Origin of the sequence: Streptomyces sp. NPDC021115, from assembly GCF_044333065.1 — a bacterium.
Taxonomy (GTDB): domain Bacteria; phylum Actinomycetota; class Actinomycetes; order Streptomycetales; family Streptomycetaceae; genus Streptomyces.
Genome location: NZ_JBIRQF010000002.1, coordinates 849,600 through 864,949 on the forward strand (window position 1 = coordinate 849,600; position 15,350 = coordinate 864,949).

Below are 15,350 nucleotides of genomic sequence, written 5' to 3' on the forward strand. Positions count from 1 at the left end.
GACGGAGCGCGGGGTGCGCTTTCCGTCCCTGACGGGGCCGGACGCCGTGACGGTCACTTGTCGTCACCCCTTCCGAGGCCGAGGAGCTTGCCCTGGGCCAGGGTGACCATGGCGATGAGCAGGGCGAGGATGAGGGCGCCCGCGCTGGCGTGCCCGTAGTCCTGGTTGGCGCCGAGCGCCTGGAGGTACAGCTCGACCAGCGGCGGTCGGCCCCAGGTGGCGCGGCCCTCGTCGAGGATGTTGTAGAACTCGTCGAACGCCTGGTACGCCGCGATCAGCAGCAGCAGGACGACCGCGACCGAGGTGGCGCGCAGCTGCGGCAGGGTGATGTGGCGGAACGTCTGCCAGCCGGACTTGGCGCCGTCGACGGCCGCCGCCTCGTACAGCTCGCGCGGGATGTTCTGGAGCGCGGCCAGGAAGAGGATCATGTAGAACCCGCTCTGGAGCCAGAGGCGCGCGGTGCAGATCACCAGCCAGTACCAGGGCGGGTGGGGTGAGGCGAGCCAGGCGACGGAGTCGACGCCGAACCAGTCGAGCACGGTGTTGACCATGCCGTAGTGCAGCCCGTTGAACATCGACATCTTCCAGACCAGCGAGGCCACGACGAAGCTGCACGCGGTCGGCAGGAAGAACACCGAGCGGAAGAACGCCTTCATGAAGCGGATGCGGTGCACCAGCAGTGCGAGGGCGAGGGAGAAGGCGTAGGTGATCGGGACGATGATCGCGGCGAAGATCGTGAAGTTGATCAGGCTGTCCACGAAGTCGCCGTCGCTGAGCATGTCGGCGTAGTTGCCGAGCCCGACGAACTCGGTGGGAGCGACGGTGCCCTTCGCGTTGTACAGGCTGAGCCACAGGCTCCAGCCGATCGGTACGTAGACGAAGATGATCAGCCCGATCAGGAACGGGCCGGTGAACAGCCAGAAGTTGAGGGTGCGGCCGCGTGCGCCGCCGAGCCCGCGCAGCCGCCGCCCGGCGGGGGCCGCCTTGCGGGGCGCGCGGCCGGGCGCTGCGCTCTGGGTGGGTGTGGTGGTCGCCATGTCAGTTCCGGTCCGGCCGCGGCCTATCCGAGCTTCTTCAGCTCGCGCTCGATCTTTCTGTCGGCCTTGTCGAGTTCGGACGCGGGATTCTTGCTGTCACGCACCGAATTGACCACCGCGTCGAGCACGATGTTGAACATGCCCTCGGTCCAGTACGGGTCGTCGAAGATGCCATGGCTGTTGAACAGCTCGACCGCCTCGGCCGCGACCCCGTCCTTCAGCTTGTCCGCACCGGCCGCGATGCTCTTGCGCGCGGGAATGTGGAACCCGTAGTCCAGCGCCCATTCCTGCTGGTACTTCTTCTGGTCGATCCACAGCCACTTGACGAATTCCTTGGCCGCGTCCACGTCCTTGGCCTTCGCCGACACATACGTGGACCAGCCGCCGTTGTAGACCACCGGGCGGCCCTTCTTCCCGGACTTGGGGAAGGGGAAGATGCCGAAGTCGTCGCCGAACGCCTTCTGGATCGCGGGGATCGCCCATATCCCGCACCACTGGATCGCGCACAGCCCCTGGACGAAGCTGGTCGGGTCCCAGGTCTCGGTCGGGGCGCCCAGCAGCAGCGACTTGCTCTGGTACAGCTCCCGCGCCTTGGTGAGGGTGTCCTCAAGCTCCGCCGTGTGGTACGCGATCTTGTGGTCCTCGGTGAGGTAGTGGGTGCCGTTGGACCAGACGAGCGGCTTGCTGATGGTCTTGAGGTTCTGGCCGATGTACAGCCCCTTGACCTTGCCCTTGGTCAGTTTGTGGGCGATGTCGATGAGTTCGTCGAACGTGGTCGGCGGCTTGACCCCGGCGTCCTCGAAGAGGGACTTGCGGTAGAAGAAGAACTGCGGGTCGTCGATCATGCGGATTCCGTAGATCTTTCCGTCCACGGAATTCGCCGTGATGTCCTCCGGCAGGAAGTCGTCCTTGACGTCGGCGATGACGTCGTCGAGCGGGACGATCTGCTTCGAGCGCACCAATTGCAGATCGGGGTGGTATTCGAAGACGTCGGGTCGGCCCGAACCCAGCAGCGAGGTCGCCAGCTTGGACTCGTACTCGCCCGGCACCCATTCGATGGTGACCTTCGCCTTGTCGTACGCGTCGGCGAACTTCTTGGCGGCCTGCTGGGTGCCCTGCTCTCCGTAGGCGTGGTACATCTGCTTGATCGACTTGCCGTCGCCGCTGGAGCGGCCGGTATTCGAGCCGCAGGCGGCGAGCCCGCCCAGGGCGGCCACCCCGCCGACGGCGCGCAGCACGCTGCGGCGGTCCCAGTCCCTGGCTCTGTTCATTGCCGACATGTGACGTCCTTGTCTCGGTTCGCGACAGCTCACGATCAGATTCATGGCCAAGTGCGTTGGTGCAGCGGGACGTTAGCCATAGACGAAGACTTCGGCAAGGGGTTGGACGAAGTGTGGTGGCGTGACTTTTGGGGCGGTTCGAGGGTTCGAACGGGACGGGGTACGCTCCCATGCCCTCGTCAGGCGGAGGTGCGGCGGCCTCGCACCTCGTTCGTACGACGGAGCTTCTGCCCCACGGCCGCCAGCGACCCCTCCAGTACGAAGGTCGCCGCCCCGAGGCTCACCGGGTTCGACGGGATCGGGCACAGCACGATCTCGGTGCTCGCCAGCGGACGCCCCAGCGCGCGCCCGGCCACCGCCTCGCGCACCTCGGCCAGCAGTCCTTCGCCCAGGGCGGCCGCGACCCAGCTGCTGAGCACGATCACTTCCGGGTTGAGCAGATTGATCAGATCGGCGAGGCCCGCCCCCAGATAGCGGGCGGTGTCGCGCGCCACCCGGGCGGCCACCGGATCCCCGTCCGCCAGCGCCCGCCCCAGGGCCCCGATGGTCGCCGTCTGGTCGTCCGGGTGCAGCAGCGGGCTGTCCGGGCTCAGTTCGCGCAGATTCCGCATGATGCCGGGCGCCCCGACGTACGTCTCCACACAGCCCCGGTTGCCGCAGTGGCACTGCCGCCCGTCCAGGATGAGCGTGGTGTGGCCCCACTCGCCCGCGCTGTTGCTCACCCCGCGGTGCAGCGACCCGCCGAGCGCGAGCCCGGCGCCCACGCCCGTACCGAGGTTCACCACCACCGCGTCGTCCCGCCCGCGCGCCGCGCCGAACCACTGCTCGGCCACCGTGCACGCGCGCAGCGGGTTGTCCAGGTACAGCGGATACGGGATGTGATCGGCCAGCATCCGCAGCAGAGGTACGTCGTGCCAGTCCCAGTTGGGCGCGAACACCGACACCCCGCCCTCCCGGTCCACCTGCCCCGGCATGCTGACCCCGACGCCCAGCACCCGCTCGGGCGCGATGCCCGCCTGCCCGACCACGGACGCCACGGCGGCGGCGATGTGCGCCACCACCTTGGTCGGGTCGTTCTCCTCGGGGCGCTCCGGGCGCACCTCGGCGTCGGCGCGGGCGAGGACGGCCAGGCCGAGGTCGAACAGCTCGACATGGATGTACGTCTCCGCGACGTCCACCCCGATCAGCGCGCCCCCGGAGGAGTTGACGGCGACCAGCCCGCGCGGCCGGCCGCCGTCGGAGTCCTCGTAACCGACCTCGACCAGCATGCCGAGATCCAGCAGCTCGCCGACGAGGTTGGCGACCGTGGCGAGGCTCAGCCCGGTCGCCGCGGCCACCTCCTGCCGGGACACCGGGGATTCGGCGACGATGTGGCGCAGCACCCCGTAGCGGTTGGCGGTGCGTATGTCGCGGGACGTGCGCTTGTCGCGGGAGGTGCGCTTCACGCCGGAATCCCCTCCGTGGCTCTTGTCGCTGATGCCGCGCCAGGCTAGAGCGTGCGCCAGACCATAGACAACCCCTTCGCACAACCCTTGTACGAAGCGTCGGGGGTGGAGGATCCGCAGGAGAGGCGGGGTGAGGCGCCCCCACTACGAGGCGACGGAAACCCTAGCGCGGCGCGAGCACCTGCCGTACGACGGGTCCGGCGGCGTCGCCCCCGTGGCCGCCCGAGGTGACCACGGCCGCCGCGGCCATGTCGTCCCGGTAGGCCGTGAACCAGGCGTTCGTCTTCGCCTGGCCGTCGATCTCGGCCGAACCGGTCTTGGCGCCGATGTCGCCGCCGAGGCCCGCCATCGCCCTCGCCGCGGTGCCGCTCGTCGCCGTCAGCCGCATCATGCCCTTCAGTTGCTGCACGGCCGCCGGGCTCAGGGCGCGCTCGCTGGCCGCGACGCGCCGGTCGTCCACCGACGGCGGCACCAGCACCGGCTGCTTGAAGGCGCCCGTCCGCACGGTGGCCGCGACCGACGCCATGGTGAGCGGGTTCATCTGCACCGTGCCCTGCCCGATGACCGCCGCCGCCTTGCCGTCCCCGCCCTCCGTCGGCACCGAGCCGTCGAACGTCGTGACGCCCACCTGCCAGTCCAGCCCGATGCCGAACACCGCCTGCGCCTCCGCCGCCACCCCGTCGTCGGGTATGTCGCCCGCGAGCGAGACGAACGCGGTGTTGCAGGAGGCCGCGAAGTCCTGCGCGAAGGTGGCGCTCGGGTTCTCGCTGTCCTCGACGTTGTGGAACGTCATGCCCTGCGCGTACGCCGCCGTCTTCGGGCACGGCACCAGCTGGCCGGGCGTCACCTTGCCGGACTCCAGCAGCGCGGCGGCGGTGATTATCTTGAACGTCGACCCGGGCGCCGTCTGTCCCTGCAGCGCCGCGTTGAACTCGGCCTTGTCCGCGTTGGCCACCGCCAGGATCTCCCCGGTGCTGGGCTTGAGCGCCACCACGGACGCCCCGTCGCGCCCGCTCACCGCCGACTCCGCGCGCCGCTGCACCGCCTGATCCAGCGTCGTACGCAGACTCCCGGGCCTGCCCTTCGTCACCACGTGCAGCGTCGCCCCGGGCGCACCGTCGGCCTTGACCGCCGCCACCTCGACCCGGGACGCGCCGCCGGCCTTCTCGTCGTAGCGCGATCGCAGCGCGTCGAGCACCGGATCGAGGGACGGATAGCGGCCCTGCCTCACTTCCTTGCCGCTCCGGTCCAGCACCCGGACCGGCTGCTCGTCCGCCATGCCCGTCTGCAACGTTTCACCGCTCGTCAGCTTCGGGTGGATCACCGCCGGTTTCCAGTCCACCAGCGGCTTGCCCGTCGTCCGGCCGCGCACGACGGTCAGCTTCGAGTCGTACGTCCAGGTCGAACGGGTCTTCCCGTAGACGATCTCCGCCTTGACCCGGAACGGCACCGTGGCGCTGTGCGCCTCGCCCGCGGTGAGCGTCACCTTCTCCACCCGGCCGTCCTCGCGGTAGCCGCTCAACGCGGCGGTCGCGCTCTGGGCGTCATTGGTGAACGCGGCGGCCCGCAGATCGTTCTGGTCCGCCCACGCGGCGAGGAAGTCCCGCGCCGTGTCCTTCACTTCGGCCGGCGTCACCGCGCCGTCCGGAACCGACGGCCCAGTGCCGCCGGTCACCCCCATGTAGAGGTTGTATCCCCCTAACCCCGCAACACCGATGAACCCCGCTAAAGCCGTACCGAGTACGACTCTCCCCGCTGTACGCATGGCGTCGCCGCCCCCCAGGTGTGGTCGGCGCCCTGCCGATCAGGCCGCCTGCTCCATCTCACCGCGCAGCGCCCGCGTGTACACCCCGAGCAGCCGCCCGTACTCCGCCCGCTCGGCAGGCCGCAAGGCCCGCCCGGCCCGGGCCCGCAGAAACACGCGGATCGCCTCGTTGGCCTGGTCGGTGGAGGTGGTCACTAAGGCAGGGCTCTGGGGAGTAGGAGTCGGACGCATGCCCCATAGAGTAGGGGCAGCCACTGACAAGCGCTGTGGCCTAAACCTCTCAACTGGGGTGTTACCCACGGTATGTGAGGAACAACGCATCCGCCGCACGGGTGTTCCCTCGCCATCCGCTCTGGCATATGCCCCGGCCCGCCGTGCCCCGGTGCGGGGGATCGCCGCAGGCGGCACTGCTGGTGCTCGGGGTGGGCGACGGCTGCCTCGACGTCAGCGTGAACGCCCACGCCGTCGAGACCGAACGCGGTTACGGGCGGCCGGTCATGTGGGTCCGCCTTCCACGCCGCCTTCTCGCTCGGCGGTGTCTTCGCCTCGCCTTCGCCGCCGCGGCGGCGCCTCGGACGCCTGACGGCGGTCCGGGAGTCGCTGCTTTCCAGGCTGTCGGACCCGCGGATTACCCTGCCCGGGTGTCTGACGAACGTTTGATTCTGAGCAGCGCAGCGCCTGGCAATCCCCGCATCGACGGTCTTGCCGTGGTCGAGGCGGACGGGGCGCCTCTGGTGGTGTGTACCGGCTTCTACACGCTGTGGAGCTGGGCCCCGTTGCAGGACGAGTGGCAGGAGCGGCCGTTGGTGTACGCCTTCGCAGAGCACCCACTTGGCGCCGAGCACCCGGATGCCAAGAACGATGTCGATTCGGTGGCCATGGCCGTTTCCGACGGGCGCGTGGTGGTGGCCGCCGGCGGGGACGAGCAGGGAGCGGCAATCTGGGACCTGGACAGCGGCGAGTTGCTCCGCGGGCCGACCGACGAGCTCTACGTCTCGTCCATCGCTACGGTGAAAGGCGAGGGACCGCCGCTGTTCGTGGCAAGTAGTGGGATCCACTGGGACGGAGCCCGGGTGTGGGGGCTGAACGGGGAGGAGCCTCCGGTGGAACTGGACGCCGGCTCCATCTGGGATCTGGCCACCGCAAGCGTCGACGGCCGCTCGCTGGTCGTTGGGGGCGGGGAAGAAGGGGTGGAGGTGTGGGATGCGGTAACTGGTGAGCAGGTCGCGTCGTTCCATGTGGACGACGAGGGCAGCGCGCATGCCGTCGCCTTCTCCCGGCTTGACGGTCGTCCGGTCGTCGTGGCGGGTACGGACTCCGGAAAGGTATACGTATTCGACCTGTCCGGGGACGAAGACGACGATCCGATCCACGAACCTTCCATCGGTCATGAGGGCGGCATCAACGCCTTGGACGTCGCCATGGTCGGCGACCATGCGGTCGCGGTGACCGGCGGCGAGGACGGGACCGTACGGATCTGGGATCTCTCCAGCGGTCGACAAGTCGGGCCGCCACTGACCGGGCACAAATGGAGCGTTGAAGCTGTGGTGGTCACCACGATGCAGGATCGCCCGGTCGCCATGACCGCCGGTCGGGATGGCGTCGTACGCATGTGGGACCTGACCCTCTGACAAGGCGCCGGACATGCCGAAGGGCCAGCCGATCCCGTGTGGCGCCCGGTCAGCTGGCCTGGGCTTGTTCGGCCTGATCCTTGGTGGGAGCCAGGCGGTAGGACTCGGTGCCGGTCTGCGGGCCCCGGTGACGACGCGCACGGCTGAACCCCGTGGAAAATCGATTGCCCCCGCCGCCGTCCGCTGGTCGAATGGTGCCCCAAGAACCCAGGCCAGACGCGCGTCGGCGACGCCTTCGTACGGCGGCTGATCGCCGGTCATGTCACTCGGTGGCGGAGCGGCCGGGGGTGACCAGACCCGTCTCGTAGGCGAGGACGACGGCCTGGGCGCGGTCGCGGAGGGCGAGCTTCGCGAAGATCCGGGCTACGTGAGTCTTCACGGTGGCCTCGCTCAGGGTGAGGGCTTCCGCGAGCTCGGCGTTCGACAGGCCCCGGCCCATCAGAGCGAGCACCTCCCGTTCACGGGGCGTCAGCGGAGCCAGGTCGCGGTGAACCGCGGGTGTGCGCTCCACGGTCGCCGCATGGGTGGTCGCGTAGCGCTCGACCAGGCGGCGGGTGATCGAGGGGGCGAGCAGAGCGTCACCGGTGTTCACCAGCCTTACGGCCGCGGCGAGGTGGGCGGCGGTGACGTCCTTGAGCAGGAAGCCACTCGCCCCGGCGGCGAGCGCCGCGTAGACATACCGGTCGAGGTCGAACGTGGTGAGCATGAGGACCCGGCACTCCGGAAGCAGACGCAGTACGCGCTTGGCGGCTTCCAGACCATCCAGATTCGGCATCCGGATGTCCATCAGAACGACATCGGGGTGCAGCCGCTCGGCCTCCGCGATGGCCTCCACGCCGTCTGCGGCCTCGCCGATGACCTCGATGCCGCGCGAGGAGAGGATGAGGCGGAAGCCGGTGCGGATCAGTTCCTCGTCGTCGGCCACGAGGACGCGTGGGGCGCCGGATTCCCGGCCCGGGACCGCGCCCGGCTCCTGGGGGTTCCGGATCCGGCTCGGCTCGTGGTGGACGCGGCGGCCTCCGGCGGGCTCGGTCACGGGCGCTCCAGAGGGAGGCGGGCGCGGACACGGTACCCGCCGCCGATGCGGCGCCGGGCATCGAAGTGGCCTCCGTAGACGGCGACGCGCTCGCGCAGGCCGATCAGGCCGCGCCCCGCTCCGTCGTCCCGGCGCTTGCGGGGCTCCGGTACGGCACCTGTGCTCACGGAGTCGGCGGACAGCACGCTCGGTCCGCTGTTGAGCACCTCGACCCGCAGACCGTGGTCGGCATAGCGCACCGTCACGGTCGCCGTGCTGCCGTCGCCGTACTTGAGCGTGTTGGTCAGGGCCTCCTGGATGATCCGGTATGCGGTGACGTCGATACCGGGCGGCAGCGCACGCGGCTCCCCGGAGATGCGCACCTCGACCGGGAGCCCGGCGAAGGCGATCCGGTCGACGAGGGTGCCCAGTTGGCTCAGGCTCGGCTGCGGTGCGAGACCGGAGGGGTCTCCCTCGCCGTGCCGCTCGGCCCCGTCATCGTCGCCGTCGGGCGAGGGCGCCAGCAGGCCCAGCAGATGGCGCAGTTCAGTCATCGCGTCGCGTCCGGCACCCTCGACGGCCTGCAACGCGGTCTCCGCCGCATCCGGCAGCGTGGCCAGCACCTCGCGGGCCGCGGTCGCCTGCACGACCATAAGGCTGACCTTGTGGCTGACGATGTCGTGCAACTCGCGGGCGATACGGGCCCGTTCGGCCGCGACCGCCGTGCGGGCAGCCGCCTCCCGCTCGCGTTCCAGCAGCCAACGCCGCTCCTCCAGAGCCCTGCGACAGCGGCGGCGGGCGCGCGCCAGCAGCACGGTGGCGCCCCCGGCCACTGCCAGGCCGACCGTCGCGAGGGCGCTGAGCAGCAGGCTGGTGTCGGATCTCCACACCTCGCCCATCGTGCCAGGGAACCGGTCGGCGGGCGTCCCTCCGTGGAGCCACCCCGTACATCGCCAGGATGACCACGGTCCCGGGTTACCTCCCGGGGCCGACGCCCGGGCGTCCCAGGCGGCCTACCGTCCTGCCATGACCACCGAAGACATCAGCAGCACGACCGCGGGGGCGGGTCTGGTCGCCGCGCGCGGCCAGGAAGTCGTCCTGGTCGGCGGCCTGCGCAAGGAGTACGGCGACACCGTCGCCCTGGACTGCGTGTCGCTGGAGATCGGCGCCGGAGAGGCAGTGGCGGTGATGGGGCCGTCCGGCTGCGGCAAATCGACCCTGTTGAACATGATCGCCGGCCTTGACCGGCCGAGCGCCGGCCACGTGCGCGTGCACGGTGAGGACCTGGGGCGGATCAACGAGACCGGGCTGGCCCTCTTCCGGCGTCGTCGGATCGGCATGATCTTCCAGTTCTTCAACCTCATCGACGACCTGCCCGCGCTCGACAACGTCGCCCTGGCCGCCCAGCTCACCGGTACGCCCGCCCGTCAAGCCCGGCGCCGGGCAATGGAGTTGCTGGACGAACTCGGCATCGCCGACCGCAGGAACATCTACCCCGCCGCGCTCAGCGGCGGAGAGCGCCAGCGGGTGGCGGTGGCCCGCGCGCTGATGAACCGCCCCGCGCTGCTTCTGGCGGACGAGCCGACCGGCGCCCTGGACAGCCATGCGGGTGAGCAGGTGATGGACCTGCTGATCGACCTCAACGAACTGGGCCAGACCCTGCTGCTGGTGACGCATGACGAACGACTGGCCACGCGCTGCGCCAGCCGCCTGGTGACGATGGCGGACGGCCGGATCACTGGCGAACGGACCCTGGAGCGGACGGCATGAGCGCGGTGTGGCGCGCCTCGCGCGCGGCCGTGCGCCGACGACGGCTCCAGACCTCGGTGATCGGGGTGGTGGTCCTGGTCTCCAGCATCGCCCTGGTGGTGGCCCTCGGCCTACTGGATGTCGTGTCCGGGCCCTTCGACCGGCTCTTCGGGCGGGCCCACGGCGCGCATGTCGTCGCCACGTTCGACGCGGCGAAGGTCTCCGGTGAGGAACTGGGGCGGACCGCGGAACGTCCGGGCGTACGGGCCTCGGCCGGGCCGTTCCGGCAAGCCGTGATCGAGATGCCGGAGAGCGCGGCGGCCGAGATGCCCGGGGTGGCGCCGGGCCCCCTGACGGTCGTGGGGCGTGCGGGCCCCGGCGGCGAGGTCGACCGGCTGGACCTGTTCGCCGGGCACTGGGCTGCCGGACCGGGGCAGATCGTGCTGGCGTTACCGGACGCGCCCGGGATGAGCGACGGGCCGCACTCGCCGCTCGGCACGCGGATCCACGTGCCCGGGCTGCCGCCGTTGACCGTGGTGGGCCTCGCGTCCAGCGTGAGCCGGACCGCGCAGGCATGGGTCTCCCCACGGCAGGTCGCGGACCTGCACCCCACGGCGTACCAGATGCTCTACCGCTTCGACCGGGCCGCGACGGCCCGTCAGGTCAGTGAGAACACGGCGGCGGTGAGCGCCGGCCTGCCGTCCGGATCACTGGTCGCGCATCAGTCGTACCTGACCTTGAAGGCTCAGATCGCGGCCAATCCCAACGTGTTCGTGCCGTTCCTCATGGCCTTCGGGATCCTCGGCCTGCTGGTGGCGATTCTGATCGTGGGCAATGTGGTGAGCGGTGCCGTGGTGTCCGGCTTCCGGCACATCGGCGTGCTCAAGTCCCTCGGATTCACGCCGAATCAGGTCGTCGCGGTCTACCTGGTGATGGTCTGCGTTCCCGCCACGGCGGGTGCGGCGGCCGGGACGGCCCTCGGCGGGGTGGTGGCGCGGCCGCTGCTGCACCAGGTCTTCCAGGGCGCCCAGCTCGGCACCGCGAACGTGGCCCCGGCGATCGGCTTCTGGGCGTACGCGACCACCGCGCTCGGCATGCCCCTGACGGTGCTGCTGGCCGCCCTGATCCCGGCCCTGCGCGCCCGTCGGCTCTCCGCGGCGCGCGCCATCAGCGCGGGCAGCGCGCCGCACGGCGGACGGGGACCGGCCATCCAGCGGTGGCTCACCGGCGTCCGGCTGCCGCGCTCGGTCACCCTTGGTCTGGGCCTGCCCTTCGCCCGGCCCGGACGGGCACTGCTCACCGTTGCCTCGGTCCTCCTCGGGGTGGCGACGGTGACCTTCGCCACCGGCCTCTCGGCCACCATGGTCTCCTACAGCGACGTGGTTCAAGGCGTCGGCAAGGCCCAGTCGACCGTCTGGCGAGGACAGACCCGGTTCGATCAGACCGCGCCGCACCACGACGACGCCGCGACACAGACGCTCCTGCGCGGTCTGCCGCAGGTCGCGGACGTGGCCGCCGTGGGCTTCACCGACGTGCGGATCCTCGGGCGGAGTGAGGGCGTGGCGATCGAGGGGGTGCGCGGGGGACGGTCGGCGCTCCGGGACGACCTGGCGCGGGGCCGCTGGATGCGCGGGCCCGGCGAGGTGGTGGCCTCCGGCCGATTCCTGGCCAAGCAGGGGCTGCGGCTCGGTGACTCCTTCACCCTGACCGCGGCGGACGGCCGCCAGGAGCGCGTGACCCTGGTCGGGGAGGTCCTGGCCGGACGGCAGGACTGGATGCGGGCGGACTGGTCCACGGTGACCGCCCTTATACCGGACGCGCAGGCCAACCAGTACTGGGTGCGGCTCGCCCGCGGCGCCGACTTCAGCGCCTACGCGAAGGCCGTACGAGCCGTGGATCCAGGGCTCTACCCGACGAAGAACACCATGGTGAACGCGGATGCCGTGACCGTCATCAGCTCCGCGTCCGCACTGACCCTGCTGCTGACGCTCGTCGCCGCGATGGGGGTGTTCAACACCGTCGTGCTGAGCGCCCGGGAGCGGCAGCGCGACCTCGGAATGCTGAAGTCGATCGGCATGACACCACGCCAGGTCACGGTGATGCTGGTGGTGTCCATGGCCGGGCTGGGGCTGACCGGGGGGATCCTGGGGCTGCCGCTCGGCGTCGCGGCGTACCACGTGGTGATCCCGATCACCGAGCACGCCGCCCAGCTCACCTTCCCGGACCGGATGCTGGACGTGTGGCACCCGGGGACCATGGCGCTACCCGCACTGGCCGGGGTGGCGATCGCCGCACTGGGCGCGGTGATCCCGGCGCGTGCGGCGGCCCGGCAGACCATCGCCCGGGTCCTGCACACCGAGTGATGGTCGCGGCAGCGGGGGAGCCGCTGGCCTGGGAAGTCGGCGATGTTCAGCGCCCTGGCGCCCGGAAAATTGCTTGCCGTCGGCGCCGTCCGCCGGTCGAATGGTGCCCCATGACCCCAGGCCAGACACGCGTCGACGACTTCCTCGTAAGGCGGCTGATCGCCGGACAGTTCCCGCAGTGGGCGGGCCTGTCGGTGCGGCGTTTCCCGTCCGGCGGCACCGTCAACGCCGTGTACCGGCTGGGCGACGCCATGGCCGTACGGCTTCCGCTGGCGGCGGGCGGTGCCGGGGACGTGGCGACGGAGCGTACGTGGCTGCCGCGCCTCGCGCCCCTGCTGCCCACGGCCATCCCCGAGGTGCTCGGCACCGGGGAACCCGCCGAGGGTTACCCATGGCCGTGGTCGGTGCACCGCTGGCTGCCGGGGCGGAACCCCAAGGAGGGCGCCCTGAGCGAGCCGGTCCTGCTGGCCAAGGACCTGGCCGAGTTCGTGGCCGCGATGCGCGGTGTCTCCCTGCCCGGGGCACCGGATGCCTACCGCGGCGGCCCCCTCTCCTCCCTCGATGCGGAGACCCGAGCGTCGATCGAGCAACTGCGCACCATCCCGGAGGAGGACATCGACTGCGACGCCGTAACCGCCATCTGGGACGACGCCCTGCGCACCCCGGAGTGGGACGGCCCACCGGTATGGCTGCACGCCGACCTGATGCCGGGCAACCTGCTCGTGGACGCCGACGGCCGACTCACCTCGGTGATCGACTTCGGCTGCATGGGCGTGGGCGATCCGGCCTGCGACCTCTTCCCGGCCTGGAATCTCCTCCCGGCCGACGCGAGAGCGGTCTTCCGCGACGCACTCGCCGTGGACGACGCCATGTGGAACCGTGGCCGCGGCCGGACCCTCTCCCAGGCGCTGATCGCGCTGCCGTATCACCGTACGAGGACCCCGGCCATGGCGCGCAACGCCCGGCACGTGATCCGGGCGGTGCTGGGGGAGGGGTGAGCCTTCACCAAGGTGGCCAGGGAGCAATTCGCCCCGCCGCTCACGCGTGAGAAAGCCCTGCGGAAGGTCCAGACGGCCGAGGACGGTGCGACTGGAAGACTGCCGCCATGACTGTGCGCCTGATCTCTGTTATCGGAAGCAGCCCTGGTGTCGGCAAGTCCACCCTGTGCCGTGCGGTGGCCGAATGGCTCGCCGACACCGGAGCGTCGGTCGACCACTTCGAGGAGGCCGACATCCTCACACGTCCGGCCTTCCGGCCCGTGGCCGAGGAGTTCGCCGGTGGGGCCGCCGCCGTCCAGCCCGCGACTCTGGTCGAGTGCACGCGGGCCTACGTCGCGGAGTCACTCGCGGCTGGCAAGGAATACCTGGTGACGGATGCCCTTCTGCCGTTCATCCCGTCCCTCGTGGCATGGGGCCACGAGGAGACGGCTCTCGTCGAGGTCATGGCAGAGCTGAACCGGGCCGTGGAGCCGGCACAGGTCACCATGGTGTACGTCCACGACGACCCGGAGACCGCGCTGCGTCGAGCGGTCGAGCGAGAAGGTGCCGCCTGGGAAGACTGGTACGTGCGCAAATTGGCTGGCTCCCCCGGTACGCGGGCTGTCCACGACCTCCCGTCGGCCGCCGCTCATCTGCGCTTCGAGGCCGAACTGACCCGCCGCCTCCTCTCGCGGACTCCGTGGCACGTTCTGACCGTGGATGCGGGGAGCCTGAACGCTGAGGAGGCATTCGCCCACACGCAGCGCCATCTCTCGGACGTGTCGCTGGGAGCTGATGTGGCCGAAGAGCCTTCTTGATCGTGTGCTGAACTGCTCTGCGTGGAGACTGTTTTCGCGAGCGTCATAGCCGTGCTGGGAACGCTGCTTGGTTCGGGTGCTACCCATCTGATCCAGCAGCGGTCCGATGAGCGGACCAAGCACTTCACACGGACCGAGAAGCTGCGGCAAGAGCGACTGGACGCGTACTGCTCGTATGCCGCTGCGCTGCTCAACTACCGTCGTGTGCTTGTACACCGGTGGTACGTCATCCATGAGAACCGATCCGATGAGGACACTCCCGAACTGCGTGAGGAGGTCTACACAATGCGGTACGCGGCTCAGGAGGCGATGTTCCGGGCCCAGATGGTCTCGGACGACCCGGAGCTCGTGGAGCTCACCGAGCAGATCTTGGACACCGTGACCGAGTTGCACCGGGTCGAGAACCGTGAGCAACTCAGCGACCGCAGAGCCGCTTCCCGCCAGGGCATCCGGGACTTCATCGCCACAGTCACCCCGCAGGTGAGCGACATGGGCTGACCAGGTGCGATCCGGGCGGTGTTGGGGAGTGATGAGCCCCCGTCAGGCGTGTCGGCTCCCCAGATACGCGTCGAGCGCGGCCGCGCCCGCCAGCATCGCCCGGCCCCGCGCCGTCAGCCGGTCGCGCCACTCCCGCAGCGTCGCCTGGAGCGGTTCCGGCCCGCCTGCCGTCCGTACCCGCTCCAGTACGCGTGCGATCTGCTCCAGCCCGTGGCCGCCGCGGCGCAGTTGGTGGGCCAGCAGTACGTCGCGCACATCGGCGGAGGTGTACACGCGATAGCCGGTGCGCGGCTCGCGCTGGGGCACGACCAGCCCGGCCCGCTCCCATTTGCGCAATGTCGCGGGCCGGATGCCCAGCCTGCGCGCGAGCGGGCCGATGAAGGTGACGCCCGGCTCCGGTTCGCGCGGTGGCGCCAGGTCGCGCAGCGCCTCCTCCACGTCCTCCAGCGTGCGCCGGTCGTCGGCGAGCTGCGTGTGGCTCTCGTCGATCAGGCACAGCGCCTCCTCGACCGCGCCACCGTTCACGGCCCGCATGATCGCCCCGGCCGTCGCATGGCCGTGCGCGGGGATCAACGCCAGGAACGCCCGCAGCGCCGCCGCATGGCGCGGAGCGTAGACGCGATAGCCGCTCGGCGAACGCTCGGCCGACGGCAGAATCCCCGCTCCCTCGTAGTTGCGCACCGCCTGCGTGGACAGGCCGTGCTCGCGCGCCAGATCGATGGGCCGCAACCGCATTTTGAAGGTTCGCCTCTATTAGCAGGGAAAGTGCCGC

At 70.4% G+C, this 15,350-nt stretch carries 14 protein-coding genes; 6 read left to right on the plus strand and 8 right to left on the minus strand.

Features of this window, described 5'->3' with window-relative positions:
• Positions 1 to 53: 53 nt before the first annotated feature.
• From ACH4TL_RS09495 to ACH4TL_RS09515, 5 genes are all read right to left on the minus strand, one after another.
• Positions 54 to 1,037 (minus strand): carbohydrate ABC transporter permease, encoded by a 984-nt coding sequence (locus tag ACH4TL_RS09495; RefSeq protein ID WP_398309420.1) that lies wholly within the window; start codon positions 1,035 to 1,037, stop codon positions 54 to 56.
• Positions 1,038 to 1,060: 23 nt separating this feature from the next.
• Entirely contained in the window at positions 1,061 to 2,317 is a 1,257-nt protein-coding gene (locus tag ACH4TL_RS09500) for an ABC transporter substrate-binding protein (RefSeq protein WP_398309417.1), read from the minus strand.
• Positions 2,318 to 2,496: 179 nt separating this feature from the next.
• Complete coding sequence (locus ACH4TL_RS09505; protein ID WP_398309414.1) at positions 2,497 to 3,762, minus strand: ROK family protein; 1,266 nt, start codon at positions 3,760 to 3,762, stop codon at positions 2,497 to 2,499.
• Between the two features lie 163 nt (positions 3,763 to 3,925).
• On the minus strand, positions 3,926 to 5,527 hold the full coding sequence (locus ACH4TL_RS09510) for a penicillin-binding transpeptidase domain-containing protein (protein WP_398309411.1): 1,602 nt from the start codon (positions 5,525 to 5,527) through the stop codon (positions 3,926 to 3,928).
• Positions 5,528 to 5,566: 39 nt separating this feature from the next.
• On the minus strand, positions 5,567 to 5,722 hold the full coding sequence (locus ACH4TL_RS09515; protein ID WP_246096865.1) for a hypothetical protein: 156 nt from the start codon (positions 5,720 to 5,722) through the stop codon (positions 5,567 to 5,569).
• A 446-nt stretch (positions 5,723 to 6,168) separates the two neighbouring features.
• Here ACH4TL_RS09515 and ACH4TL_RS09520 point away from each other — a divergent pair, with 446 nt between their 5' ends.
• The gene (locus ACH4TL_RS09520) at positions 6,169 to 7,158 is read left to right on the plus strand and encodes a WD40 repeat domain-containing protein (RefSeq protein ID WP_398309406.1); all 990 of its coding nucleotides are present in this window, start codon (positions 6,169 to 6,171) and stop codon (positions 7,156 to 7,158) included.
• Between the two features lie 262 nt (positions 7,159 to 7,420).
• Here the strand turns inward: ACH4TL_RS09520 and ACH4TL_RS09525 are convergent, their stop codons facing one another.
• Both ACH4TL_RS09525 and ACH4TL_RS09530 read right to left on the minus strand, forming a co-directional pair.
• Entirely contained in the window at positions 7,421 to 8,146 is a 726-nt protein-coding gene (locus ACH4TL_RS09525) for a response regulator (RefSeq protein ID WP_398311506.1), read from the minus strand.
• Positions 8,147 to 8,190: 44 nt separating this feature from the next.
• The gene (locus tag ACH4TL_RS09530) at positions 8,191 to 9,072 is read right to left on the minus strand and encodes a sensor histidine kinase (protein WP_398309403.1); all 882 of its coding nucleotides are present in this window, start codon (positions 9,070 to 9,072) and stop codon (positions 8,191 to 8,193) included.
• 127 nt (positions 9,073 to 9,199) lie between these two features.
• Here ACH4TL_RS09530 and ACH4TL_RS09535 point away from each other — a divergent pair, with 127 nt between their 5' ends.
• The 5 genes from ACH4TL_RS09535 to ACH4TL_RS09555 all read left to right on the plus strand — a co-directional run bounded on the left by ACH4TL_RS09535 (position 9,200) and on the right by ACH4TL_RS09555 (position 14,578).
• Positions 9,200 to 9,943 (plus strand): ABC transporter ATP-binding protein, encoded by a 744-nt coding sequence (locus ACH4TL_RS09535; RefSeq protein WP_398309400.1) that lies wholly within the window; start codon positions 9,200 to 9,202, stop codon positions 9,941 to 9,943.
• Positions 9,940 to 12,285 (plus strand): FtsX-like permease family protein, encoded by a 2,346-nt coding sequence (locus ACH4TL_RS09540; protein WP_398309398.1) that lies wholly within the window; start codon positions 9,940 to 9,942, stop codon positions 12,283 to 12,285. The genes ACH4TL_RS09535 and ACH4TL_RS09540 overlap by 4 nt, the downstream gene beginning before the upstream one ends.
• Before the next feature lie 110 nt (positions 12,286 to 12,395).
• Positions 12,396 to 13,283, plus strand: coding sequence for an aminoglycoside phosphotransferase family protein (locus ACH4TL_RS09545; protein ID WP_398309395.1), 888 nt, complete (start codon positions 12,396 to 12,398; stop codon positions 13,281 to 13,283).
• 107 nt (positions 13,284 to 13,390) lie between these two features.
• Positions 13,391 to 14,080, plus strand: coding sequence for a hypothetical protein (locus tag ACH4TL_RS09550; RefSeq protein ID WP_398309392.1), 690 nt, complete (start codon positions 13,391 to 13,393; stop codon positions 14,078 to 14,080).
• A 21-nt stretch (positions 14,081 to 14,101) separates the two neighbouring features.
• Complete coding sequence (locus ACH4TL_RS09555) at positions 14,102 to 14,578, plus strand: hypothetical protein (protein ID WP_398309389.1); 477 nt, start codon at positions 14,102 to 14,104, stop codon at positions 14,576 to 14,578.
• 42 nt (positions 14,579 to 14,620) lie between these two features.
• Here the strand turns inward: ACH4TL_RS09555 and ACH4TL_RS09560 are convergent, their stop codons facing one another.
• On the minus strand, positions 14,621 to 15,313 hold the full coding sequence (locus ACH4TL_RS09560) for a TioE family transcriptional regulator (protein WP_398309386.1): 693 nt from the start codon (positions 15,311 to 15,313) through the stop codon (positions 14,621 to 14,623).
• Positions 15,314 to 15,350: the final 37 nt, after the last annotated feature.

Bases quoted from the DNA above. Each gene is read 5' to 3' on its own strand.
- ACH4TL_RS09495 (WP_398309420.1), bottom strand. From the start codon at position 1,037: ATGGCGACCACCACACCCACCCAGAGCGCAGCGCCCGGCCGCGCGCCC.
- ACH4TL_RS09500 (WP_398309417.1), bottom strand. From the start codon at position 2,317: ATGTCGGCAATGAACAGAGCCAGGGACTGGGACCGCCGCAGCGTGCTG.
- ACH4TL_RS09510 (WP_398309411.1), bottom strand. From the start codon at position 5,527: ATGCGTACAGCGGGGAGAGTCGTACTCGGTACGGCTTTAGCGGGGTTC.
- ACH4TL_RS09530 (WP_398309403.1), bottom strand. From the start codon at position 9,072: ATGGGCGAGGTGTGGAGATCCGACACCAGCCTGCTGCTCAGCGCCCTC.
- ACH4TL_RS09535 (WP_398309400.1), top strand. From the start codon at position 9,200: ATGACCACCGAAGACATCAGCAGCACGACCGCGGGGGCGGGTCTGGTC.
- ACH4TL_RS09540 (WP_398309398.1), top strand. From the start codon at position 9,940: ATGAGCGCGGTGTGGCGCGCCTCGCGCGCGGCCGTGCGCCGACGACGG.
- ACH4TL_RS09545 (WP_398309395.1), top strand. From the start codon at position 12,396: ATGACCCCAGGCCAGACACGCGTCGACGACTTCCTCGTAAGGCGGCTG.
- ACH4TL_RS09550 (WP_398309392.1), top strand. From the start codon at position 13,391: ATGACTGTGCGCCTGATCTCTGTTATCGGAAGCAGCCCTGGTGTCGGC.
- ACH4TL_RS09560 (WP_398309386.1), bottom strand. From the start codon at position 15,313: ATGCGGTTGCGGCCCATCGATCTGGCGCGCGAGCACGGCCTGTCCACG.